Genomic DNA, 21,775 nt, shown 5'->3' with positions numbered 1-21,775 from the left:
TGTCACGTTTCCATCCTCGCAGGGCCCAGGGAGGCCCCAAGCACGGGACTCACACAGACCTGTTCCCTACGATGGCGCGGTGACCAGTACCGCGTCCTCCATGGACTCCACGGACTACCGGCCCGACCGGCCGCCGCACGATCAGCGGCCCGCGTGGCAGCAGCGGCTGCGCCGATTCGGATACACGGCGGAGCCCGCCGCCGACGTCCGTGAGCGGCTGGTGCCGCCGTTCGCGAAGCCCGGCCCGCGGGTGTGGCAGGCGCTCGGCGTCCCGCACCGGTGGGCGCAGCGGCTTGTGCGCTGGTCGTCCTGGGGCGGCCCGCTGTTGGTCACGCTGATGGCGGGGGTGATGCGTTTTTGGCATCTGGGCAGCCCCAAGGCGGTGATATTCGACGAGACGTACTACGCCAAGGACGCGTGGGCGGTCGTCCACCGCGGGTTTGAGGTCAACTGGGACAAGCACGCCAACGACGTCATCCTCTCCTCGGGCGGACATGTCCCGATCCCGACGGACGCGGCGTACGTCGTGCATCCGCCGGTCGGCAAGTACGTGATCGGGCTGGGCGAACTGATCTTCGGGTTCGATCCGTACGGCTGGCGGTTCATGACCGCCCTACTCGGGACGCTCTCCGTCTTCCTGCTGTGCCGGATCGGCCGCCGTATCTTCCGCTCCACGTTCCTGGGCTGCCTGGCGGGCGCCCTGATGGCCGTGGACGGGCTGCACTTCGTGATGAGCCGCGCCGCGCTGCTCGACGGCGTGCTGATGTTCTTCGTGCTGGCGGCGTTCGGCGCTCTGGTGGCCGACCGGGAGTGGGCCCGCGCGAAACTCGCCGCCGCGCTCCAGCCGGACGAGGACGGCCGTTACCGCCCGAACGCGCACATCGCCGAGACCACCCGCATCGGATTCCGCCCCTGGCGCTTGGGTGCGGGCCTGCTGCTGGGCCTGGCCATCGGCACGAAGTGGAACGGCCTGTACATCCTGGCCGCGTTCTGTGTGATGACGGTGTTGTGGGACGCCGGTTCGCGCAAGGTGGCGGGCGCCCGCCACCCGTACCTGGCGGCGCTGAAGCGCGACACGGGCTTCGCGTTCCTGTCGACGGTCCCGATCGCGCTGGTCACCTATGTGGCGTCGTGGACGGGCTGGATCCTGTCCGCCACCGACGGCTCGGGCGGCTACTACCGCAACTGGGCGGCCACCGACGGCAGGGGCGGCAACTGGACGTGGCTGTTCCCCGACTGGTGGCGCAGCCTGTGGCACTACGAGCACGAGGTGTACGAGTTCCACACCCACCTCACCTCGCCGCACCCGTACCAGTCGAACCCGTGGAGCTGGCTGGTCCTGGGCCGTCCGGTGTCGTACTTCTACGAGTCCCCCGCGGCCGGCAAGGACGGCTGTCCGTCCGACGCGGGCGAGAAGTGCGCCCGTGAGGTTCTCGCGATCGGCACGCCGGTGCTGTGGTGGGCGGGCTGTTTCGCCCTCGCCTACGTCCTGTGGCGCTGGCTCTTGCGCCGCGACTGGCGCGCGGGCGCGATCGCCTGCGGCATCGCGGCCGGCTACCTGCCGTGGTTCATGTACCAGGAACGCACGATCTTCCTCTTCTACGCCGTCGTCTTCCTGCCGTTCCTCTGTCTGGCGGTGGCGATGATGATCGGTGCGATCATCGGCCCACCAGGTTCGAGCGACACCCGCCGCGTGGCGGGAGCGACGGGAGCGGGCGTCCTGGTCCTGCTCATCGCCTGGAACTTCATCTATTTCTGGCCTTTGTACACGGGGACGTCGATCCCGATCGACAACTGGCGTTCACGTATGTGGTTGGACACCTGGGTCTAACGATTCCGAAAACTGTCGCCCCCTGCGTCACCCTTTCCGCTTACTGTGACCCTGAGAAGAACTTTCTGAACACGTTCAGAATGCGCCCGTGAGGCGGGGGCGGGTTCGGGGGATCTGTCGGTCCGGCGGGTCCGGCGGGGTCAACGGGGAGGGTGCACAGCATGCACAAGGGGGCCAAGGCGGCCATTGTCGGGTCGGTGTTCGCCGTGATGGTGGGCGGGGCCGGGTATGGCGCCTTCAATATCGTGAACGCGCTCAACGGGGACGGCGGCGGTGCGCCGGGGTCGTCCGAGCCGGTGGCCGTGAAGACCGGGCCGCCCAGCGGCTCCGAGGTGAAGGACACGAGCGGCAAGTTCTTCGCGGCCTGGGAGAAGGGGCAGGCCGCGGTGGCCGCCCAGCTCACCAACAACGCGGCGAAGGCCGGGCCGTTGCTGACCTCGTACGGCCAGGCCGCGCACATCACCGGGGTGAAGATCACACCGGGCGCGGCAGTCGGGGACAGCGTGCCGTTCAGCGTCAGGGCGACGGTGTCGTACGACGGGAAGTCCAAGCCGCTGGCGTACCAGAGCCGGCTCACCGTCGTACGCGGGCTCACCACCGGCAAGGCGCTGGTGGACTGGCAGCCGTCGGTCGTGCATCCCGAGCTGAAGAAGATGGACGACACGCTGGTCACGGGCGCGTCGGCGGCACCGCCGATCGAGGCCGTGGACCGGGACGGCAACGTCCTGACGAAGGAGAAGTACCCCTCCCTGGGGCCGATCCTGGACCAGCTGCGCGCCAAGTACGGGAAGAAGGCGGGCGGCACGGCAAGCGTCGAGCTCGCGATCCACCACGCCGCCCCGGACACCGCCGACACCCCGCTGCTGACCCTCGCCGAGGGCAAGGCGGGCAAGCTGCCCACCACGCTCAGCGCGAGCGTGCAGGCGGCGGCGGAGCGGGCGGTGCAGAAGTACGCCCAGTCGTCGGTGGTGGCCGTCAAGCCGAGCACCGGCGAGGTGCTGGCCGTCGCCAACCACCGCACGGACGGCTGGAACGCCGCGTTCCTCGGGGAGGTCGCGCCCGGCTCCACCATGAAGATCATCAGCGCGGCCACCCTCATCGACACCGGGCTCACCACCGCGAACGGCCCCGCGCCCTGTCCGCCGTCGGCCGTCTCGGAGAGCCAGACCTTCCAGAACATCAAGGGCATGAAGCCGAACGAGAACGCGACGCTCTCGGAGAGCTTCGCCCGCTCCTGCAACACGGCGTTCGTGAAGTTCGCGGACTCGGTGAAGGTCGACTCGCTCACCAACGAGGCCCGCGACCGCTTCGGGATCGGCCTCGACTGGCAGACCGGCATCCCGTCCTTCGACGGCTCCGTCCCCGCCGCCGGCGGCCCGGACACCGCGGCCGGGCTGATCGGCCAGGGCAAGGTCCAGATGAACCCGCTGAACATGGCCTCGGTGACGTCGACCGCGATGACGGGCACGTTCCGGCAGCCGGTGATCGTGCCGCTCAGCCTCGACGACCGTGAACCGGCACACGCGCGTGGACTGTCGTCCGGCACCGTGCAGCAGCTGCGCTCCATGATGAACCGCACCGCGACCAGCGGCACCGCGGCCGAGGTGATGGCCGGGCTCAGGGGCCAGATCGGCGCCAAGACCGGCTCCGCCGAGGTCGACGGCCAGACGAAGTCCGACAGCTGGTTCACCGGCTACCGGGGCGACGTCGCCGCCGCGGCGATGACCCAGGACGGCGGCCACGGCGTCGACGCGTCCGGCCCGATCGTGGTGGAGGTACTGCGGGCGGGCTGAACCGGCCACTGCCGCACCGGCCTGCCGCACCGGGCCAAGCGCACCGGCTCAGAGGTGGCTGACGTCACATATGACGTCACTCCCACAGCACGGGACTCTAGTGTGGTTGCCGTCGTTGGGGTCAATGAGGGCAACGAGGGCAGTGGGGCTGGGGGAAAGTCCCTGAGGATCCGGAGGATCTGGGCAGTGGGCAAGAGAAGGCGTGTCGACGAGCGGAGCAGCACGAGCAAGCGGCGTCCCGCCGTCGTCGGCGGCATGATCGCCGTCGTGGTCGGCGGGGCGGGGTTCGGCGTCTACGCGCTGTACGGCGGCGGCGCGGCGGCCGACGAGGGCTCGGCTGCGGCCGCCAACGGCAAGCAGATCCCGCGGGTCAGGGCCGACGCACCCTCGGCGGCCGAGACCAAGACCCTGGCCGCGACGTTCCTGACGGCCTGGCAGCAGGGCAAGGTGGACCGGGCCGCCGCCACCACGGACGACTCCGCCGCCGCCACCGCCCTGTTGACCGGCTACACCAAGGACGCCCACGTCACGGGCGTCACCCTGACCGCCGGCGCGCCCTCCGGCACCAAGGTCCCGTTCTCCGTGACGGGCACGGTGAAGTACAAGGACGTCAGCAAGCCGCTGACGTACTCCAGCGCGCTCACCGTCGTCCGCAACCCGAAGAACGGCAAGGCGCAGGTCGACTGGCACGCGTCCGTCGTCCACCCGGACCTGCAGGACGGCGACACGCTCGTCACCGGCGAGTCCGGTACGCCGCCGGTGAAGGCCGTCGACCGGGACGGCGGCGAGCTGACGGCGGCCAAGTACCCGTCCCTGGGCACGGTGTTGGACGGCCTGCGGGAGAAGTACGGCAAGAAGGCGGGCGGCAAGGCGGGCGTCGAGCTCCAGGTCGTCCGCGGGAAGGCGTCGAAGGCGAAGAAGGCCTCCGACAAGACGCTGCTGGAGCTCAGCAAGGGCACCCCGGGCACGGTGAGGACGACGCTGAGCCCGACCCTGCAGGCCGCCGCCGAGCAGCAGGTGGCGAAGACGGCGCGCTCGTCGGTCGTCGTGATGCGCCCCTCCACGGGCGAGATCCTCGCGGTGGCCAACGCGAGCCCCGGCTTCAACACCGCCTTCAACGGCTCGCTCGCGCCCGGCTCCACGATGAAGGTCATCACGTCGTCGCTGCTCATCGAGAAGGGCCTGGCGTCGGCGGACAAGACGCACCCCTGCCCGAAGACGTTCACCTATGGCGGCTGGAAGTTCCACAACGACGACGACTTCGAGATCAAGGGCGGCTCGTTCAAGGCGAGCTTCGCGCGCTCCTGCAACACCGCCTTCATCAGCCAGGCCCCCGAACTGGACAACAACAGTCTGACCAAGCAGGCGCAGCAGGTCTTCGGCCTGTCGATGGACAACTGGGCCATCGGCGTCCCGTCCTTCGACGGCTCGGTGCCGGTGCAGTCCGCGGCCCAGATGGCGGCCTCGCTGATCGGTCAGGGCGGGGTGCGGATGAACCCGCTGAACATGGCGTCGGTCGCCGCCACGGTGAAGGCGGGCACGTTCCACCAGCCGTACCTGGTCGCCCCGTCGGTGGACGACCGCACGCTCGCGACGGCCTCGCGCACGATGTCGTCGTCCACGCTGTCGCAGCTGCGGGAGCTGATGAACTACACCGCCGCGGCCGGCACGGCCGCCGAGGCGATGTCGGGCCTCGGCCCGGACTACGGCGCGAAGACGGGCTCGGCGGAGGTCGACAACCAGGACAAGCCCAACGGCTGGTTCACCGCCTACCACGGCGACCTGGCGGCCGCGGGCGTCGTCCAGGCGGGCGGCCACGGCGGCGACACGGCGGGCCCGATCGTGGCGTCCCTGCTGCGGATGGGCGGCTGAGACCCGACCGCAGGGCCAGTCACACGCCCTAGTGAGTGACCGGCTGCGCCGTCGCCATGTAGGTGCGGCGCAGGAAGCGCAGCAGCGTCTTCGACTCGAACTGGACGACCGAGACGCCGTGCGCGGAGTGGAACTCGACGACGGCCTGGACGCGCCCCAGCGGCCACACCCGCACCTCGCCGGTGCCGGCCGGGGCGCGCAGCCCATGTTCCAGGAGGCTGCGGGAGAACGTCCACTCGCGCCGGTCGGGGAGTCCGACGCGTACCGAGCGGGGGTCGTCCTCGGGGTCGTAGCGCAGAACGACGGGGACGGCCGTGCGTTCCTCCTCGACCTGGTCCGCGTCCGTGACGATGTGGGCTCGCGCGTACTGCTCGACTACAGACATCGGTCGACCCTCTCACGCAGCGTAACCTGTGCGGAAACTGTGAATCCGCTTTCGCTCATCCCAATGTCCCATATTTTCTGGAATACGCGCCTCCGTCCCGACCTATCTCACATCTGCGATAGACAAGTCCCTCGCTCTTGCGAACCATTCGCATTAAGCCACTATCATCAACGGGTGCACGTACCCGACGGATTCATCAACGCCCCGACCTCCGCCGTGACCGGAGTCGTCGCCGCGGGCGCCATCGCCGTGAGCCTGCGCGGCGCGCGCCGTGAACTCGACGACCGGACCGCGCCGCTGGCCGGCCTGGTGGCCGCGTTCATCTTCGCCGTGCAGATGCTGAACTTCCCCGTCGCTGCGGGAACCAGCGGCCATCTGCTGGGCGGTGCGCTCGCCGCGATACTCGTGGGCCCCTACACGGGGATCCTGTGTGTGTCCGTGGTCCTGCTGATGCAGGGCATCCTCTTCGCCGACGGCGGCCTGACCGCGCTCGGCGTGAACATCACCGACATGGCGATCGTGACGACCGTCGTGTCCTACGCCGTCTTCCGCGCCCTGGTGAAGGTGCTGCCGCGCAGCCGCCGGTCCATCACCACCGCCTCCTTCGTCGCCGCCCTGCTGTCCGTGCCCGCCGCCGCCGTGGCGTTCACGCTCCTGTACTGGATCGGCGGCACCACCGACGTGGCGATCGGCAAGGTGGCCACCGCGATGATCGGCGTGCATGTGCTGATCGGCGTCGGCGAGGCCGTCATCACCGCGCTGACCGTGGGCGCCGTCGTCGCCGTACGGCCGGATCTCGTGCACGGCGCGCGCGATCTGCGGCAGAGGCTCCAGTTGCGGGTGAACGGCGAACTGGTCGACGCGCCCGCCGCCGAGGGGGCGCGCACGGCGCCCGTCGCGGCGCGCACCTCCCGGCGCACGCTGTGGGTGACCGGTCTGGTCACCTCCCTCGTCCTGGCCGGCTTCGTCAGCTTCTACGCCTCCGCCAACCCCGACGGCCTGGAGAAGGTCGCCATCGACAAGGGCATCGACAAGCGGACCCAGAAGCACGCGTCCTCCGACTCCCCGCTCGCCCACTACGGCGTCAAGGACATCACCAACGCCCGCCTCTCCGGCGGTCTCGCGGGCGTGATCGGCGTCGGCACGACCGTCGTCGCGGGCAGCACGCTGTTCTGGGCGCTACGCAGGCGCCGTACGGACGACGTGTCCCCGACGTCGACGAGCGCGTCGACGAGCGCCTCCACGAGCGGCGTCTGACGTCGTGGGAGCGGGACACGCGCACCGGCTCTACCGGCACGGGCACTCGCCCGTGCACGCCCTGCCGCCGCACACCAAGCTCGCCGCCACGTTCGCCTTCGTGGTCGTCGTCGTGTCGACGCCACGGGAGGCGATGTGGGCGTTCGCCCTGTACGCCGTCCTGCTGGCGTTCGTCGCGTACCACGCGCGCGTGCCGGCCGGTTTCCTGCTGAAGCGGCTGCTGATCGAGGTGCCGTTCGTCGCGTTCGCCGTGCTGATGCCGTTCGTGGCACAGGGCGAGCGCGTGGACGTCCTCGGACTGTCCCTGAGCGTCAACGGGCTGTGGGGCGCCTGGAACGTCCTCGCGAAGGGCACCCTGGGCGTCGCCGCCTCCGTGCTCCTGGCGTCCACCACGGAGCTGCGCGCACTGCTTCTCGGCCTGCAACGCCTGAAGCTGCCCCCGCTGCTCGTGCAGATCGCCTCCTTCATGATCCGCTACGGCGACGTCATCACCGACGAGATGCGGCGCATGCGGATCGCCCGGGAGTCGCGCGGCTTCGAGGCGCGGGGCGTGCGGCACTGGGGGGTGCTCGCGAAGTCGGCGGGCGCGCTGTTCATCCGCTCCTACGAGCGCGGGGAGCGCGTGCACCTGGCCATGGTCAGCCGCGGGTACGCCGGTTCGATGCCGGTGATCGACGAGGTGACCGCGTCCCGGGCGCAGTGGTCGTACGCCTTGACCCTCCCGTTCGCCGCCCTCGTCGTCTGCGTGTTGGGATGGTCCTTGTGAGTGATGTGACGGCTTCCGACGTGACGGTTCCCGGTGTGACTGCTTCCCTCGAGGTCTGCGGCCTCGCCTTCGCCTACCCCGACGGCCACCAGGCCCTGTTCGGCGTCGACTTCTCGGTCGCGCGCGGGGAACGGGTCGCGCTGCTCGGCCCGAACGGCGCCGGCAAGACGACCCTGGTGCTGCACCTCAACGGCATTCTGACCGGCGGCGCGGGCACGGTGACGGTGGCCGGGCTGCCCGTCGGCAAGCAGCACATGGCCGAGATCCGGCGCAGGGTCGGCATCGTCTTCCAGGACCCCGACGACCAGCTGTTCATGCCGACGGTCCGCGAGGACGTCGCGTTCGGACCGGCGGCCGCCGGGCTGAAGGGCGCGGAGCTGGAGGCACGCGTCGACCACGCGCTCGCGCAGGTCGGCATGGCGGAGTTCAAGGACCGTCCGCCGCACCACCTGTCCTTCGGCCAGCGGCGCCGGGTGGCCGTCGCGACGGTGCTCGCCATGGAGCCGGAGATCCTCGTCCTGGACGAGCCGTCCTCCAACCTCGACCCCGCCTCGCGCCGCGAACTGGCCGACATCCTGCGCTCGTTGGACGTCACGGTGCTCATGGTCACGCACGATCTGCCCTACGCCCTGGAGCTGTGCCCACGCGCCCTGATCCTCAGCGAGGGCGTGATCGCGGCGGACGGCCGGACCGGCGATCTGCTCGCCGACGACACGCTCATGCGCGCGCACCGCCTGGAGCTGCCCTTCGGGTTCGACCCGCGCTCGGCCACAATGGGCGCGTGACGAACGAGGCACCCACCGCCGACGGCACGCTGCTCCTCGACGAGCAGCTGTGCTTCGCGCTGTACGCGGCCCAGCGCGCGGTGACCGCCGCGTACCGCCCGCTCCTGGACGAGCTGGGCCTCACCTACCCCCAGTACCTCGTGCTGCTGGTCCTGTGGGAGCGCGGTGAGACCACCGTCAAGGAGCTGGCCTCGGCGCTGCGGCTGGACTACGGCACGATGTCGCCGCTGTTGAAGCGGCTGGAGGCGGCGGGGCTGGTGCGCCGGGAGCGCTCGGCGCGGGACGAGCGCACGGTGCTCGTCGCGTGCACCGTGCGCGGCGAGGAACTGAAGGGCCGCGCGGAGCGCGTGCCCGGCGCGCTGCTCGCGTCGACGGGGCTCATGGCGGCGGAGGTCGCACGGTTGCGCGAGGAGTTGTGGGGGCTCGCGGAACGGGCCCAGAGCGCGGCGGACCGCGCGCGGTAGGCGCGGTGGACGCGGTGGGCCCTGCGCGGTGGACGCGGTGGGCCTGAGCTGAAGTTACCCACGGTTACTACCCCCTGGTAAGCATCCGCCTCCCTACTGGCCGGTACCTTGTGCACGATGTAATCGGGGAAGATTCCGGGGGAGGTCCCGCATGACCGAAGGCGCCGCCGACGACGCTGTCGCCGCCGTCGACACCGTCGACACCCGTCCAACGAAGATCATGTACGTCGCCGAGGCGACCGCGCACGGCGGGCGGGACGGCTATGTCACCAGCCAGGACGGCCAGATCGAGCTGAAGGTGGCGATGCCGCCGCAGCTGGGCGGCGACGGCAACGGCACCAACCCGGAACAGCTCTTCGCCGCCGGTTACAGCTCCTGCTTCCACAACGCGTTGATCCTCGTCGGCAACCGGGCGGGCTACGACCTCGCCGGGTCGACGGTGGCGGCGAAGGTCGGGATCGGCCCGAACCAGAGCAAGGGCTACGGGCTGGCGGTCGCGCTGAGCGTCTCGCTGCCCATCCTGGACGCCGACCTCGCCGCGAAGCTGGTGGACGCGGCGCACCAGGTGTGCCCGTACTCGAACGCCACCCGCGGCAACATCGACGTAACGATCCTTCTCGGCTAGCGAGACGCAGGAATCGCAGGCCCGGCGGGGGTGTTCCCCGGAGAGTCGAAGGCGAGACCTCGGCGGGTCGAGCGAGGCGGGTCGAGAGGGCGTGCGGGCGTGGGCGTGAACGTGAACGGTGCGGTGGCCGAGGGCTTCGAGCCGGTCCGGGAGGCGTTCGCGGCGAACTTCGAGACGCTCGGTGACCGGGGCGCGGCGGTCGCCGTCTACCGGGACGGGCACAAGGTCGTCGACCTGTGGGCCGGCACGAAGGACGTGGACGGTGCGGCCCCCTGGGAGCACGGCACCGCGCAGATCGTGCGGTCGGCGACCAAGGGCGTCGCCGCCGCCGTCCTCCTGCTGCTGCACCAGCGCGGCGAGCTGGACCTGGACGCGCCCGTGGGGGCGTACTGGCCGCAGTACAAGGCCGCGGGCAAGGACCGGACGCTCGTACGGCACCTGCTCGCGCACCGCGCGGGCGTGCCCGTGCTGGACCGGCCGCTGACGCCCGCCGAGGCCGCGGACCCCGAGCGGGGCGCGGCGGCGGTCGCCGCGCAGGCGCCGGTCTGGGAGCCGGGGACCGACCACGGCTACCACGCGCAGACGTTCAGCTGGCTGACGGGCGAGCTGGTGCGGCGGATCACCGGCCGGCCCGTCGGGGAGTGGATCGCCGACGAGATCGCCGGGCCGCTGGGGGCAGACCTGTGGCTCGGGCTGCCTGCGGCGCAGAGCGCGCGGGTGGGGCGCGTGGGGCAGGTGGATGTGCCCGCGCAAGCGGGAGCGCTGAAGACCCGGCCCAAGCCCGCCGTCACCGCCGCCTACGCCGACCCCGGCTCCCTCACCCGCCGCGCGTTCGCCGCGATCACCCCGCTCCCCGACGAGAACGACCCGGCCTACCGGGCCGCCGCCCTCCCCGCCTCCAACGGCATCGCCACCGCCGACGGCCTGGCCCGCTTCTACGCGTCACTGATCGGCGAGGTGGACGGCGGCGTACGGCTGCTGCGCCCGGAGACGGTGGCACTGGCCCGCGGCGAGCAGTCGTCGGGCCCGGACCGGGTGCTCGTGGTGAACACCCGGTTCGGCCTCGGCTACATGCTGCACGGACCCGCGTCCCCGCTGCTGTCCCCCACCTCCTTCGGCCACCCGGGCCGCGGCGGCGCCCTCGGCCTCGGCGACCCGGAGTCGGGCATCGCCTTCGGCTACGTCACCAACGGCTTCAGGTCGAGCGTGACGGCGGACCCGCGCGCGCAGGCGCTGCTACGAGCACTGCGCACGGCGATGACGACGACGTCGTGACGTCAAGTCGTCGAACCGTTGCCTGGTCGCGCTGTTGACTCGCTGACTGGTTGACCCGTCGAATCGTTGACTCGTTCCCTGGTTGGATCGTTGACTCGTCGGATCGTTCACACGTTGATCGAGTGGGACGTCCGCCCCGACGCATCGTCGATCTCCGTGTGAGCCTTGGTCAGCAGCTGCATGGCGATCTCGTTGAGGGCCCGGGCGCCGGCGATCTCCTCTCCGACCCGGGGCTGGTTGGCGTCCACGTTGTGCCGGCTGGCGTGCCCCGTGGCCTTCACCTCGCTCCCGTCGGGCAAACGCACCAGCGCGACTGCGCGCGTGTGCCGATCGTCCTCCTCGAACTCCAGCTCGACATGCCATCCGACAGCGGTGTGCATAGCGGTCATGACGATCACCTCCGAAACTCCTGTTTCCAGGGTGCTCCTGACAGCGGGCGGACGCACCCAGTCGGCTCAGGGCAACAGACGCGTCCTGTCCGGTACGGCGATGCCGAACTGCTCGTCGAGGATCCGGCGCGCCTCCGTCTCGCCCGTGAGCTCGCGCTGCTTGACGGTGCCGTCGGCGTGGGTCTCGGTCAGGAGCGGGCCGTCGAGGAGGAGCTGCCGGTCGGGGGTGACACGCTGAACGTAGGCGCGGCTGCTGAACGGGGAGCGGGGGTTGGTGGCGATGTGCCAGTTGATCACCTCGAAGTCGGGCCGCTCGAAGGGGTCGAGAGTGAAGGCGTACTGGGCCTGCCACCCGTCCCCCTCGTTCCTCGCGGCCCCTTCGGACGCCCTGTGCACCTGCGCCTCCAGCACCCACAGCTCCAGCGGGCCGCGGTGCGGCGCGTGGACCAGGCGGTGACGGCGGCCCGCGCCGTGGAACTGAACGCCCGCGGTGAGCGGGACGGGTTCGAGCAGGGCTCCCGTGGCGCCGAAGCCGACGTCGGCGAGATACGGCCGCGAGTCGCCGGGAACCTCGACGAGGAGTGCCATGTGGGTGCGGGGCCGGTCCTCGAAGCGCCGCGCGCCCAGGACGACCCGCGCGGTCAGCAGGGTCACCCGGAAGCCCAGCGCCTCCAGGACCGCCGCGAAGAGGGTGTTGTGCTCGTAGCAGTAGCCGCCGCGTCGCCCGTCACGGACCAGCTTGGCCATCAGGTCGGCCAGGTCGAGCGAAGGGGCCGTGCCGCGCAGCGGGTCCAGGTTCTCGAAGGGGATGGCAAGGCTGTGGGCGAAATGCACGCCCCGCAGGGTCGCCGCGTCGGCGCGACGGTCCCCGTCCCAGCCGATCCGGCGACAGTACGCGTCGAGTTCGTCGGGGGTGAGGGCCGGGGCGAACAGCCTTGTCTCGGACATGACTTCACAATAATCCGCACAACGATCCGCGGGACGGCGGGTCAACCGGTGTGCAGCATCAACCCGATGCCGACGACGAGGAGTCCGGCGGCGACGAGACGCGGCGCACCGAACCGCTCCTTGAAGAGCAGAGCGCCAATGGCCGCGCCGACGAGGATCGACGACTCCCGTAGGGCCGCGACCGGTGCCAGTTCGGCGCGGGTCTGGGCCCACAGGACGAGGGCGTACGCGAGGACGGACAGGGCGGAGCCGAGGAGACCGAGGGCGGCGAAGGGGCGCAGGACGGTGACGGTCCGGCCGCGCCAGCGGTGGACGGCGTACGCCGGGATGACGGCGCCCTGCACGGCCATCAGCCAGGCGATGTACCCGAGGGAGGAGCCGGAGGCGCGGACGCCGAGTCCGTCGACGACGGTGTACGAGGCGATGGTCAGCCCGGTCGCCAGCGCGGCCCCGATCGCCGCCCAGTTCGGCCGCCGTCCGCGCAGCCCCCACAGGGCGACGCCGGTCAGTCCCGCGCACGACAGGGCGATGCCGGCGGCCGCCCAGCCGTCCGGCACCTCGTGCGCGAAGACGGCGGCCAGGACGGTGACGACGAGCGGCGCGGAGCCGCGCGCGATCGGGTACGCCTGCCCGAAGTCGCCGAGCCGGAACGACCGCATCAGCAGCACGTAGTAGGCGATGTGGATGAGCGCGGAGGAGAGCAGGTACGGCCACGCGCCGGCCGCCGGGAACGGGGTGAACGGCACGAGCGCGAGCCCGATGAGCATGCCTCCGCCGGCGATGAGCGTGAACCCGACGAGCTTGTCGGTGATCCGGTGGGCGATGGCGTTCCAGCCGGCGTGGGTGACCGCGGCGAACAGGACGGCCGCGGTGACCAGCGGGGTCACGCGGTGCGCTCGCGCACGTCCACGAGGGTGGCGTCGGCGTGCCGTACGAGGTCCTTGGGCGCCATGGGGAAGACGGTGTGCGGGGTGCCGGCGGCGGCCCACACGACGTCGTGCGCGAGCAGACCCCGGTCGGCCAGCACCCGCGTACGCGTCCGGTGCCCGAAGGGCGGCACACCGCCGATCGCGTACCCGGTCGTCTCCCGTACGACGTCGGCGCGTGCCCTCGTCACCTTCTCGGCGCCGAGTTCCCTGCGTACCAGTTCCACGTCGACGCGCGAGGCCCCGTCCATCAGCACCAGCACCGGCACCCCGTCCGCCGCGAAGATCAGCGACTTGCAGATCTGACTCAGCTCGCACCCGATCGCGGCGGCGGCCTCGGCGGCGGTCCGGGTCGCCTCGGGGAAACTCCGCGTCGGAAGGCCGTCCAGCCCGAGGGCGCGGAGGGCGTCGGCGAAGCGGGGGTGCGCGGCGGGGGTCGTCATGCGGGCACGCTAGCGGTCGGCGCGGAAGCGGGCGAGTGGATTGCGCGGGAGCGGGGCGGCGACACCCCGCTCCCGCGGGGCCAGAGCGCGCGGTGACGTCGTCGCATCGTTCGGCTCAAAACCTCGCTTCCCTTTCAAGCCGTTGGTGCTATCTTCACTAGCACCATGCTGTTGAGACTGAACGCTGCGGACAGTCGCCCCCTGCACGAGCAGGTGGCCGGCGCGATCCGGCGCGCCATCGCCGAGGGCGAGTGCGGGCCGGGAGATCGCCTTCCCCCGGCCCGGGACCTTTCCCTGGCCTTGGACGTGAACGTCAACACGGTTCTGCGGGGCCTTCGGGCGCTGCGCGACGAAGGGGTGCTGGAGTTCCGGCGCGGCCGGGGCGTGACGGTGGCCGACGGGGCGGACGAGCGCTCCGTCCTGCTGGACCGCGTACGCGACCTGGTGACCGACGCGGCACACCTCGGCTACAGCAAGGCTGACGTCATCGACATGATCAGGGGGATCTCGTGACCGATCGGGCGCGCAGGAGCGGAACGGCGTGGGGCGCTGTCGGCTGGGGCGTCGGCGTCCTGGCTCTGTTGTCGGCGCTGCCGTTGGCCGCGAGCGGCCGGCTCCCGGACCGGCTGGCGACCCACTGGGACGCCGGCTCGGACAGGCCCGACGGTTCCATGCCGCTCTGGGCCGCGGCGCTCTTCCCGGCGCTGATCTGGTCCGTACTGGCAGTCGTCGTCGTGCTGACGCTGCGCCGGGCAGGGGCCGGTGGCAGTGGCGGGATACCGGGGTGGGCGGCCGCGGGCCTCGGATTCGGCGGCGTGACGCTGCTCGGCGGGCAGGCGTCCGTCGTACGGGCGAACCTGGACCGCGCGGACTGGCACGAGGCGGGATCGGTGACGAACGGCGTCCTGGGCACGCTCGTCGTGGCAGCCGCCGTGGGGGCGGCCGGTCTGCTGGTCGCACGCCGGGCGCCGGCCGAGCCCCGGCCCGCGGCGGACGGCCCGACCCTGGAGATTCCCGCCGGGCAACGGGTCGTATGGCTCGCCCACGCCTCGAACTCCTGGCTCCAGGCGATCGCCGCCCTGACCGGGCTGCTCGCGATCACCGTCGTCGTGTCGGCGTTCGCGGGCCTGACGAACCGTCCGTTCCTGCTGGCGGCCGCGCCGTTCGGCTTGGCCTGCGTTCTGGTCCTCGGCTGCTCCTCGGTACGGGCACGGGTCAGCGAGCAGGGTCTGGACGTCGCTTTCGGCCCCCTCGGCCGGCCCACGCGGCACTGGGCCGCCGAGGACGTCGAGTCGGCACGCGTCGAGAACCGCACGCCGGCCCAGGTCGGCGGCTGGGGCTACCGACTCAGCGGGCAGGGAACCACCGTGATGCTGCGCGGCGGCGCATGCCTGGTCATCCACCCCTCAAAGGGCAGGGAATTCGCCGTGAGCCTGGACGACGCCGAACGCGGAGCCGCCCTTCTGAACTCCTTGAGGTCCCGCCGCTCAACGTGACACGTGAACGGCCGAGCCGGCACACGTGAACAGCCTGCGCCGCGGGTGCCTAGGCGTCGAAGCTGCTGCGGGAGGCCTCGATGTGGCCGAGGTAGCGGTGGGTCCAGTCGCACATCGCGTCGACCGTGGCACGCAGGCCCGAGCCCGCCTCGGTGAGGGTGTACTCGACCCTGGGCGGCACGGTGGGGTGCACCGTCCGCTCGACCAGGCCGTTGCGTTCCAGCATGCGCAGGTTCTGGGTGAGCATCTTGTGGCTGACGCCCTCGACCTCGTCCCGCAACTCGCTGAAGCGGAGGGTGCGTTCGCCGAGGGCCTCGATGATCAGGAGCGCCCACTTGTTGGCGACGTCCGAGAAGATCTCGCGCGCGAGGGAGTCGGCCCGCCTGAGGTCCGCCCTTTCCTCGGGCGTGCCCGTGAACTGCTTGGTCACCATCAGGTTCCCCAGTCACCGAAAAGTGCGTTCTTCCATGTCAGCAGCCACTCTCTTACGGTTTCCCAGTAACCACAAGAGAGCACGGAAGCAGGCACAATCATGCCCATCACCCTGATGAACCCCGCCGGACTGCCGGAGATCGACGCCTACCGGCAGGTGTCGGTCGCGACCGGTTCGAAGCTTGTCTTCGTCGCCGGACAGGTCGCCTGGGACGCCGACGGAGTCACCGTCGGCGAAGGCGACCTCGCCGCTCAGGTCGAGCGGTGCTACCTCAACGTCGGCACGGCCCTGGCGGCGGCCGGCGCCACCTTCGACGACGTGGCGAAGCTGACCGCCTACGTCGTCGACTGGACGCCCGACAAGATGCCCCTGTTCCTGGAGGGAGCGGGGCGTGCGTTCGCGAAGCTGGGAGTGACGCCGGTCCCGCCGGCCACGCTGCTGGGCGTCGCGGCGCTGGACGTCCCCGACCACCTGGTCGAGATCGAGGCGACGGCGGTCGTCGGCTGAGCGCCGTTCGTCACGCCTGCCAGGTGCTGGAGTACTGGATGTGCAGACGGCCGGGCACGTGGCGACGGGTGCCGGCGTGGGGCCAGGGACCGGCGCCGAGCTCGACGCAGAAGTGCCCGGGGCCCGGGTGACGGTGCGGGTACGACGGGGCCTCGTCGACGAGGCCGCGCAGCGCGGTGCCGTGTTCACGGAACGCGGTGGAGCTGCCCACGACGAAGAGGGTGTGCGCGGCGATGTCGAAATCGAGGTGGTCGCGGTACTCGCGGTGGTGACGCCTGTCGTGGTCGATGGCCGTCTCGTCGGGAAAGTCCTGGTCCGGGGTGGTCACCGTATGGGGTTTCCCGGCACCGAGGCGCGCCCGGATCTGCTTCCACGAGGCGGCCGGGAACTGCAGGCTGTGGTGGAGCAGGACCAGGTCCAGCGAGACCGGCTCACCGTCGCCGACGACACCCTCCGGGACCGGGTTGGCCCGGATCGGCAGATGGACCAGTGAGCGGGCGGACCGGGCGGCCAGCGCCCACAGGGCGACGAGCTGGGCCGCGCCGTCGCGGTCGGCGTACATCGACAGCCAGTGGCGGTCGTCGCGCAGCGCCAGCCGTCCGGGGGCCGGGTCCGCCCGGATCACCCGGAACTCGTCGCCGCCCAGCCGTACGTGATGCACCCGTACCCGAGTCACGGCAGACCGATCTCCTTGCGGGCTTCCGCGACCCAGCGCAGCACGCCGTGGGAGTCGGTGCTCTCGGCCAGTTCCGTGGCTTCCTGGAGCAGCGCCGCCGCGTCGCCTCGCCGCTCCTGCTGGGCGGCCAGATGGGCCAGCCCGATCAGGTTCGCCGCCACCCCCGGCAGGAAGCCCAGCTCCCGGCGCAGGCGGGTGGACTCCTCGAACTGCGCACGGGCCTCGTCCAGGCGGCCGGCCATGTGCGCGGAGAAGCCGAGGTGCCGCAAGGTGTAGGACGTCGTCAGCCGGTCGCCGGCGCGGGTGGCGAGGTCGAGGGCGCGTTCGAAGGCGGGCACGGCGGTCTCGTCGTCATCGCGGACCACTTGGTGGAAGGTGCCGACCCAGAACACCGCCTCGCCCTCGCCCCGCACGTCACCGAGCCGCCCGTACAGCTCCGCCGCCCGCTCGAAGAGCTCCAACTCCCGTGCGTTCTCGACCCGTTCCGCGAGGAAGCGGGCGTGAATCACCCGGCCGCGGCTCAGCGCGAGGTCCGCCTCGACCGCGTCGAGACTCCGGTCGGCGGCCGCCAGCGCACCGCTGTCGCCGCCGAACACGGCACGTTCGTAAAGGAGTTCAGCTTGCTCTATTCGCCCGTCGACAGTCATGCGGCGATCGTATCGATCACTTCGCAACGGGGGTGGACGCCCTGGCCGACCGCTTCGGCGTCGCCCCGGAACCGTGTCCGCGCAAGACGGTGTGGGCTGAGGTGCTGCGCGGATCGAGCCGGCGCTCGGGACATGGGCGAGCGGCGCGCCCGACCCGGAGGTAAGGGTCGGGCGCGCCGCCGTCTGTGCGGGTTCGTCAGTGGCGGTCACCGTCGTGGTGGCCGTTGCCGTCGTGGTGGCGGTCGCCGTCGTAGTGGCCGTTGCCGTCGTGCTGACGGTCGCCGTCGTGCCGGCGGTCCACGCCGTGGTGGCGGTCTACGCCGTGGTGGCGGTCGTGGCCCCAGGACTTCTCGTCGACGAAGCGGTCGCGGTCGTTGCGGAGGGTGGCGGTGTCGGCGTGGTTGTCCCACACCTCGCGCCGGCGGTCCTGGAAGAGGTCGGTGCGGGTGTCGCGGCCCTCTCCGGTGTGGATGCGGACGGTGCCGCGGGGCGCCAGGCGGTAGTGGCGGAAGGTGTAGGTGTCGCCGTGCTCGTCCGAGAGGGTCCAGTCGTGCAGGTTGATCTCGTGGCGGGTGGTGTTGGTCAGCTCCACCCACTCCTTGTTCAGGGAGCGGCCGGCGCGGTCGTCCCGGCCCGGTGCGTCGTACTGCACGGCGCTGATCTCCACGTTCGGCCTGGCCTGACGCGGGTGGCCGGCGGCGGACGCCGGCAGCGCCACCGTCCCGACGACGGCGACGGCGACCGCGGCGACGGTGAGACAGCGAGCGGAAACAGAAGCAGACACAAGGTCTCCTTGCTTGGTGCGGGTCGCGGCCAGATCGGCCGCGTGGCCCACACTCGACCACCGACCCCGCCCCAAGTGCCCCACTGACACCTCTCGTTACGAACCATCCACATTGCGGTGACAGTAGCCTTCAATGTCCATGTATGTAACGAACGCACCGAACCCTTGCGGTTCCGGCCCGCGCGGCCCTGATGGGGAGTGCGCCTCACCCGAAAGTGGGTCACAAAGAAGGAGCCGGTGAGGGCGCCCCGTCCCCACGGAGCCCTCACCGGCGGTCTTTCAGGTGTACTGGCAGGTCAGGCGCGTGTCAGGCGCGTACCAGTTCCCGGTCCTCGTCGCCGTCGCGGGAGGCGTCGGCTTCGTCCTGTGTGCGCAGCCCCTCGCCCTCGACGTCGACGTTGGGCAGGGCGCGGTCCAGCCACTTCGGGAGCCACCAGGCCTTCTTGCCGAGCAGCGCCAGCACCGCCGGCACGATCGCCATGCGCACGATGAACGCGTCGAAGAAGACGGCGATCGCGAGACCGAAGCCGATCATCTTGATCATCGACTCGCTGGAGCTGATGAAGCCGCCGAAGACGGCCATCATGATGATCGCGGCGGCGGCCACGACCTTGGCGCTGTGCCTGAAGCCGGTCACCACGGCCTGGCTCGGGCTCTCGCCGTGGACGTATGCCTCGCGTATGCGGGTCACGAGGAACACCTCGTAGTCCATCGCGAGTCCGAAGACCACGCCGACCATGAAGATCGGCATCATCGACATGATCGGGCCGGTCTCGTCGACGCCGATCAGGCCGGACAGCCAGCCCCACTGGAAGACCGCGACGACGGCGCCGAGCGCGGCGAGCACGCTGAGCAGGAAGCCGAGGGCCGCCTTCAGCGGGACCAGGATGGAGCGGAAGACCACGATCAGCAGGAGGAAGGCGAGGCCGACGACGAGACCCAGGTACGGGATCAGGGCGTCGTTGAGCTTCTGCGAGAAGTCGATGTTCATCGCGGTGGTGCCGGTGACCAGGACCTGTGCGCCGCTGTCGGCCTTGACGTCGACGCCCTGGTCACGGATGGCGTGCACCAGGTCCTCGGTCTGCGTCGAGGACGGCTTGGAGCCCGGGATGACGGTGATCATGGCGGTGTCGCCGGCCTTGTTGAAGACCGCCGGGGTGACCGTCGCGACGTCCTTGAGGTCCTTGATGCCGTCGGTGACGGAGGTGGCCGCGGCCTGCGGGTCGTCGCTGTTCTTGGCGTCGACCACGATCATCAGGGGGCCGTTGAAGCCGGGTCCGAAGCCCTCCGACAGCAGGTCGTAGGCGCGGCGCTGGGTCGTGGACGTCGGCTGTGAGCCGTCGTCGGGCAGGCCCAGCTCCAGCTGGGTGGCCGGGACGGCGATGGTGCCGAGGCCGACCAGGCCGAGCAGCAGCACGGCGGCCGGACGGCGGATGACGAAGCTCGCCCAGCGGGTGCCCAGGCCGGGCTTGGCCGCCGGCTTGTCCTGCTCGCCGCCCGGCGTGCGCTTGCCGCCGGCCGCCTTGCGCTTCTCGCCCGTCGCCCGGACCTTCTTGCCCGCGTAGCCGAGGAGCGCCGGGATCATGGTCAGTGCGATGAGGACGGCGACCACGACCGTGCCCGCCGCGGCGAGGCCCATCTTGGTCAGCATCGGGACGCCGACGACCGACAGGCCCGCCAGCGCGATGACGACCGTGAGGCCCGCGAAGACCACCGCGGAGCCGGCGGTGCCGGTGGCGCGGCCGATGGCTTCCTCACGGTCGCGTCCCTCGGCGAGTTCGCTGCGGTAGCGGGAGACGATGAACAGCGCGTAGTCGATGCCGACCGCGAGGCCGATCATCAGCGCGAGCGTGGAGGTGGTGTCGCCGAGGTCGAGCGCGTTGGCGAGGGCGGTGATGGTGGAGACGCCGATGCCGACGCCGATGATGGCGGTCAGCAGCGGCAGTCCGGCCGCGACCAGCGAGCCCAGGGTGAGGACGAGGACGACCGCGGCGATGGCGAGGCCGATGACCTCACCGATGGCTCCGGCCTCGGCCGCGGCCTGCAGGGCGTCGCCGCCGACGTCGACGGTGAGTCCGCTCGCCCGGGCGTCGTCCGCGGCCTTCTCCAGGGCGTCCCGCGTCGAGTCCTTCAACTCCATGCCGGGGACCTTGTACTTGACGGACGTGTAGGCGACCGTGCCGTCCTTGCTCACGGCGTGCGACGTGAACGGGTCGGCGACGGAGACGACCTCGGAGCCGTCGCCCAGCGCGCTGACGGTCTTCTCGACGGTCGCCTTGTTGGCGGCGTCCGTCATCTTCTGGCCCTCGGGGGCCTTGAAGACGATGCGTCCGGTCGCGCCGTCGGCGCTGGCCCCAGGGAAGCGCTGCTCCAGCAGGTCGAAGGCCTTCTGGGCCTCGACGCCGGGGATGGAGAAGGAGGTGGTGCCGGCGGCGGGCGCGGAGGCCGCGCCGACACCGGCGAGGGTCAGCAGCGCCACCCATATCAGGGCGACGAAGTGGCGTCGCCTGAAGGCGAGCCGGCCGAGTTTGTAAAGGAACGTGGCCACGGAGGCGTACTCCCGGTCAGGTCGTGTGGTGAGGGGGCCCGTGTCGAAAATCCCGGTCGGATCAGCGCACGTCGTCTGGTTGCGTGCGCCCGGCCGGGGTTCCTGCACAGGTCCCGAGGGCAGGGTTGACCAACCCGGCGGGGAGGCAGGGGTGATCGGCCCGACGACGTGAGCGGTGCGTCAGGATGGGCGGACCGTGGGGACGGTCGGGGTCAGGCGGTGGCAGGTGCGCAGAGGGCGGGGAGGACCACTGCGTCGATGTACGAAAGGAGGAACTCCTGCGTCGGCGGCTGCTCGTCGATCATCGAACGGGCGGCGAACCCGCCGATCATCATGTGCATCACGAACTCGATCGCCGGGTTGTCCGCTCGGACCTCGCCCCGGTCGATCGCCCGCTGGAGGACGCGGCGGAAGTCCGCCATCTCCGGTTCGATCAGGTGGTCCCGAAACGCCCGCAGAAGGTCGGGGTTGCCGTGGATCGCCATGGCCAGACCCCGCATCAGCGCGGAGTTCTGTTCCATCTCGCAGTCGTCCGAGCGTCGCGTGAGGGCGTGCATGTCGCCCCTGAGCGAGCCGGTGTCGATCTCGCCGAGACCGGCGATGCCCGGCTTGTTGTGCCGGACCGCCTTCGCCACCAGTTCGGCCTTGCCGCCCCACTGGCGGTAGAGCGTGGCCTTGCTGGAATGTGTGCGCGCGGCGACGGCGTCCATGGTGAGGGCGTCGTAGCCGACTTCGCGGAGCAGGACGAGCACGGCCTCGTACAGTTCGGCCTCACGCTCGGGCGTGATCCGACTGCGACGCGCCGTTGCGACCTCAGTCATGGCACACACCTTCCGATTCCGTCGTCGCCCACTCGTTTCGTACACCATGAACATACCCCGAGAGGCAGCGAAACGAAACCGTTTCGTACGTGCGCTGGCTCACG

At 71.0% G+C, this 21,775-nt stretch carries 23 protein-coding genes; 12 read left to right on the top strand and 11 right to left on the bottom strand.

Annotated elements, in window-relative coordinates; all coding sequences use genetic code 11:
• Positions 1–79: 79 nt before the first annotated feature.
• From ACZ5SK_RS12320 to ACZ5SK_RS12310, 3 genes are all read left to right on the top strand, one after another.
• Complete coding sequence (locus ACZ5SK_RS12320) at positions 80–1,831, top strand: dolichyl-phosphate-mannose--protein mannosyltransferase (protein ID WP_334579316.1); 1,752 nt, start codon at positions 80–82, stop codon at positions 1,829–1,831.
• 161 nt (positions 1,832–1,992) lie between these two features.
• On the top strand, positions 1,993–3,624 hold the full coding sequence (locus ACZ5SK_RS12315) for a penicillin-binding transpeptidase domain-containing protein (RefSeq protein ID WP_334579315.1): 1,632 nt from the start codon (positions 1,993–1,995) through the stop codon (positions 3,622–3,624).
• 186 nt (positions 3,625–3,810) lie between these two features.
• Positions 3,811–5,496 carry a penicillin-binding transpeptidase domain-containing protein gene (locus ACZ5SK_RS12310; RefSeq protein WP_468156391.1) on the top strand — a complete coding sequence of 562 codons (1,686 nt, stop codon included), beginning with the start codon at positions 3,811–3,813 and terminating at the stop codon, positions 5,494–5,496.
• 28 nt (positions 5,497–5,524) lie between these two features.
• On the opposite strand, the gene ACZ5SK_RS12305 is transcribed toward ACZ5SK_RS12310, so the two are convergent.
• Complete coding sequence (locus ACZ5SK_RS12305; protein WP_468575913.1) at positions 5,525–5,881, bottom strand: SsgA family sporulation/cell division regulator; 357 nt, start codon at positions 5,879–5,881, stop codon at positions 5,525–5,527.
• Positions 5,882–6,055: 174 nt separating this feature from the next.
• Here ACZ5SK_RS12305 and ACZ5SK_RS12300 point away from each other — a divergent pair, with 174 nt between their 5' ends.
• The 6 genes from ACZ5SK_RS12300 (at position 6,056) to ACZ5SK_RS12275 (ending at position 11,053) form a co-directional block, all read left to right on the top strand.
• Positions 6,056–7,138 (top strand): energy-coupling factor ABC transporter permease, encoded by a 1,083-nt coding sequence (locus tag ACZ5SK_RS12300; protein WP_457494497.1) that lies wholly within the window; start codon positions 6,056–6,058, stop codon positions 7,136–7,138.
• Between the two features lie 4 nt (positions 7,139–7,142).
• Positions 7,143–7,904 (top strand): cobalt ECF transporter T component CbiQ, encoded by a 762-nt coding sequence (gene cbiQ / locus ACZ5SK_RS12295; RefSeq protein WP_334579311.1) that lies wholly within the window; start codon positions 7,143–7,145, stop codon positions 7,902–7,904.
• Complete coding sequence (locus ACZ5SK_RS12290; protein ID WP_334579310.1) at positions 7,892–8,689, top strand: energy-coupling factor ABC transporter ATP-binding protein; 798 nt, start codon at positions 7,892–7,894, stop codon at positions 8,687–8,689. Before cbiQ ends, ACZ5SK_RS12290 begins: the two co-directional genes overlap by 13 nt.
• A complete protein-coding gene (locus ACZ5SK_RS12285) occupies positions 8,686–9,153 on the top strand; it encodes a MarR family winged helix-turn-helix transcriptional regulator (RefSeq protein WP_468416527.1) in 468 nt (155 codons plus the stop codon). The genes ACZ5SK_RS12290 and ACZ5SK_RS12285 overlap by 4 nt, the downstream gene beginning before the upstream one ends.
• 151 nt (positions 9,154–9,304) lie before the next feature.
• Positions 9,305–9,778: an organic hydroperoxide resistance protein gene (locus tag ACZ5SK_RS12280; protein WP_361705930.1), complete on the top strand. Its 474-nt coding sequence runs from the start codon at positions 9,305–9,307 to the stop codon at positions 9,776–9,778.
• Between the two features lie 105 nt (positions 9,779–9,883).
• Positions 9,884–11,053: a serine hydrolase domain-containing protein gene (locus ACZ5SK_RS12275; RefSeq protein WP_468156458.1), complete on the top strand. Its 1,170-nt coding sequence runs from the start codon at positions 9,884–9,886 to the stop codon at positions 11,051–11,053.
• A 107-nt stretch (positions 11,054–11,160) separates the two neighbouring features.
• On the opposite strand, the gene ACZ5SK_RS12270 is transcribed toward ACZ5SK_RS12275, so the two are convergent.
• The 4 genes from ACZ5SK_RS12270 to ACZ5SK_RS12255 form a co-directional block, all read right to left on the bottom strand.
• On the bottom strand, positions 11,161–11,433 hold the full coding sequence (locus tag ACZ5SK_RS12270) for a DUF1876 domain-containing protein (protein WP_334581306.1): 273 nt from the start codon (positions 11,431–11,433) through the stop codon (positions 11,161–11,163).
• Positions 11,434–11,508: 75 nt separating this feature from the next.
• Complete coding sequence (locus ACZ5SK_RS12265; protein ID WP_457494499.1) at positions 11,509–12,390, bottom strand: arylamine N-acetyltransferase family protein; 882 nt, start codon at positions 12,388–12,390, stop codon at positions 11,509–11,511.
• A gap of 41 nt (positions 12,391–12,431) precedes the next feature.
• Complete coding sequence (locus tag ACZ5SK_RS12260) at positions 12,432–13,277, bottom strand: EamA family transporter (RefSeq protein WP_361705936.1); 846 nt, start codon at positions 13,275–13,277, stop codon at positions 12,432–12,434.
• Entirely contained in the window at positions 13,274–13,759 is a 486-nt protein-coding gene (locus tag ACZ5SK_RS12255) for a YbaK/EbsC family protein (RefSeq protein WP_334579306.1), read from the bottom strand. Before ACZ5SK_RS12255 ends, ACZ5SK_RS12260 begins: the two co-directional genes overlap by 4 nt.
• Positions 13,760–13,924: 165 nt before the next feature.
• Here ACZ5SK_RS12255 and ACZ5SK_RS12250 point away from each other — a divergent pair, with 165 nt between their 5' ends.
• Positions 13,925–14,272, top strand: coding sequence for a GntR family transcriptional regulator (locus tag ACZ5SK_RS12250; protein WP_334579305.1), 348 nt, complete (start codon positions 13,925–13,927; stop codon positions 14,270–14,272).
• The gene (locus ACZ5SK_RS12245; RefSeq protein WP_457494500.1) at positions 14,269–15,255 is read left to right on the top strand and encodes a DUF1648 domain-containing protein; all 987 of its coding nucleotides are present in this window, start codon (positions 14,269–14,271) and stop codon (positions 15,253–15,255) included. The genes ACZ5SK_RS12250 and ACZ5SK_RS12245 overlap by 4 nt, the downstream gene beginning before the upstream one ends.
• 49 nt (positions 15,256–15,304) lie before the next feature.
• Here the strand turns inward: ACZ5SK_RS12245 and ACZ5SK_RS12240 are convergent, their stop codons facing one another.
• On the bottom strand, positions 15,305–15,688 hold the full coding sequence (locus ACZ5SK_RS12240) for a winged helix-turn-helix transcriptional regulator (RefSeq protein ID WP_334579303.1): 384 nt from the start codon (positions 15,686–15,688) through the stop codon (positions 15,305–15,307).
• Between the two features lie 99 nt (positions 15,689–15,787).
• On the opposite strand from ACZ5SK_RS12240, the gene ACZ5SK_RS12235 reads away from it, so the two are divergent.
• On the top strand, positions 15,788–16,195 hold the full coding sequence (locus tag ACZ5SK_RS12235; RefSeq protein ID WP_334579302.1) for a RidA family protein: 408 nt from the start codon (positions 15,788–15,790) through the stop codon (positions 16,193–16,195).
• Positions 16,196–16,205: 10 nt separating this feature from the next.
• On the opposite strand, the gene ACZ5SK_RS12230 is transcribed toward ACZ5SK_RS12235, so the two are convergent.
• The 5 genes from ACZ5SK_RS12230 to ACZ5SK_RS12210 form a co-directional block, all read right to left on the bottom strand.
• The gene (locus tag ACZ5SK_RS12230; protein WP_334579301.1) at positions 16,206–16,871 is read right to left on the bottom strand and encodes a hypothetical protein; all 666 of its coding nucleotides are present in this window, start codon (positions 16,869–16,871) and stop codon (positions 16,206–16,208) included.
• Positions 16,868–17,518 carry a tetratricopeptide repeat protein gene (locus tag ACZ5SK_RS12225; protein ID WP_457494501.1) on the bottom strand — a complete coding sequence of 217 codons (651 nt, stop codon included), beginning with the start codon at positions 17,516–17,518 and terminating at the stop codon, positions 16,868–16,870. The genes ACZ5SK_RS12230 and ACZ5SK_RS12225 overlap by 4 nt, the downstream gene beginning before the upstream one ends.
• A gap of 196 nt (positions 17,519–17,714) precedes the next feature.
• Positions 17,715–18,302, bottom strand: a complete 588-nt coding sequence (locus ACZ5SK_RS12220; protein ID WP_334579299.1) for a lamin tail domain-containing protein — start codon at positions 18,300–18,302, stop codon at positions 17,715–17,717.
• 307 nt (positions 18,303–18,609) lie between these two features.
• Positions 18,610–20,850, bottom strand: coding sequence for an MMPL family transporter (locus tag ACZ5SK_RS12215; protein WP_334579298.1), 2,241 nt, complete (start codon positions 20,848–20,850; stop codon positions 18,610–18,612).
• A gap of 212 nt (positions 20,851–21,062) precedes the next feature.
• Entirely contained in the window at positions 21,063–21,671 is a 609-nt protein-coding gene (locus ACZ5SK_RS12210) for a TetR/AcrR family transcriptional regulator (RefSeq protein WP_334579297.1), read from the bottom strand.
• Positions 21,672–21,775: the final 104 nt, after the last annotated feature.

The sequence above is a fragment of the Streptomyces sp. NPDC031474 genome (genome assembly GCF_055581185.1).
The sequence above is the reverse complement of the archived record's forward strand: the minus strand, read 5'-3'. Positions and strand labels throughout refer to the sequence as shown.

Coding starts and splice junctions, on each gene's coding strand:
- ACZ5SK_RS12315 (WP_334579315.1), top strand. CDS start 1,993: ATGCACAAGGGGGCCAAGGCGGCCATTGTCGGGTCGGTGTTCGCCGTG.
- ACZ5SK_RS12305 (WP_468575913.1), bottom strand. CDS start 5,881: ATGTCTGTAGTCGAGCAGTACGCGCGAGCCCACATCGTCACGGACGCG.
- ACZ5SK_RS12290 (WP_334579310.1), top strand. CDS start 7,892: ATGGTCCTTGTGAGTGATGTGACGGCTTCCGACGTGACGGTTCCCGGT.
- ACZ5SK_RS12280 (WP_361705930.1), top strand. CDS start 9,305: ATGACCGAAGGCGCCGCCGACGACGCTGTCGCCGCCGTCGACACCGTC.
- ACZ5SK_RS12270 (WP_334581306.1), bottom strand. CDS start 11,433: ATGCACACCGCTGTCGGATGGCATGTCGAGCTGGAGTTCGAGGAGGAC.
- ACZ5SK_RS12265 (WP_457494499.1), bottom strand. CDS start 12,390: ATGTCCGAGACAAGGCTGTTCGCCCCGGCCCTCACCCCCGACGAACTC.
- ACZ5SK_RS12255 (WP_334579306.1), bottom strand. CDS start 13,759: ATGACGACCCCCGCCGCGCACCCCCGCTTCGCCGACGCCCTCCGCGCC.
- ACZ5SK_RS12250 (WP_334579305.1), top strand. CDS start 13,925: ATGCTGTTGAGACTGAACGCTGCGGACAGTCGCCCCCTGCACGAGCAG.
- ACZ5SK_RS12240 (WP_334579303.1), bottom strand. CDS start 15,688: ATGGTGACCAAGCAGTTCACGGGCACGCCCGAGGAAAGGGCGGACCTC.
- ACZ5SK_RS12235 (WP_334579302.1), top strand. CDS start 15,788: ATGCCCATCACCCTGATGAACCCCGCCGGACTGCCGGAGATCGACGCC.
- ACZ5SK_RS12225 (WP_457494501.1), bottom strand. CDS start 17,518: ATGACTGTCGACGGGCGAATAGAGCAAGCTGAACTCCTTTACGAACGT.
- ACZ5SK_RS12210 (WP_334579297.1), bottom strand. CDS start 21,671: ATGACTGAGGTCGCAACGGCGCGTCGCAGTCGGATCACGCCCGAGCGT.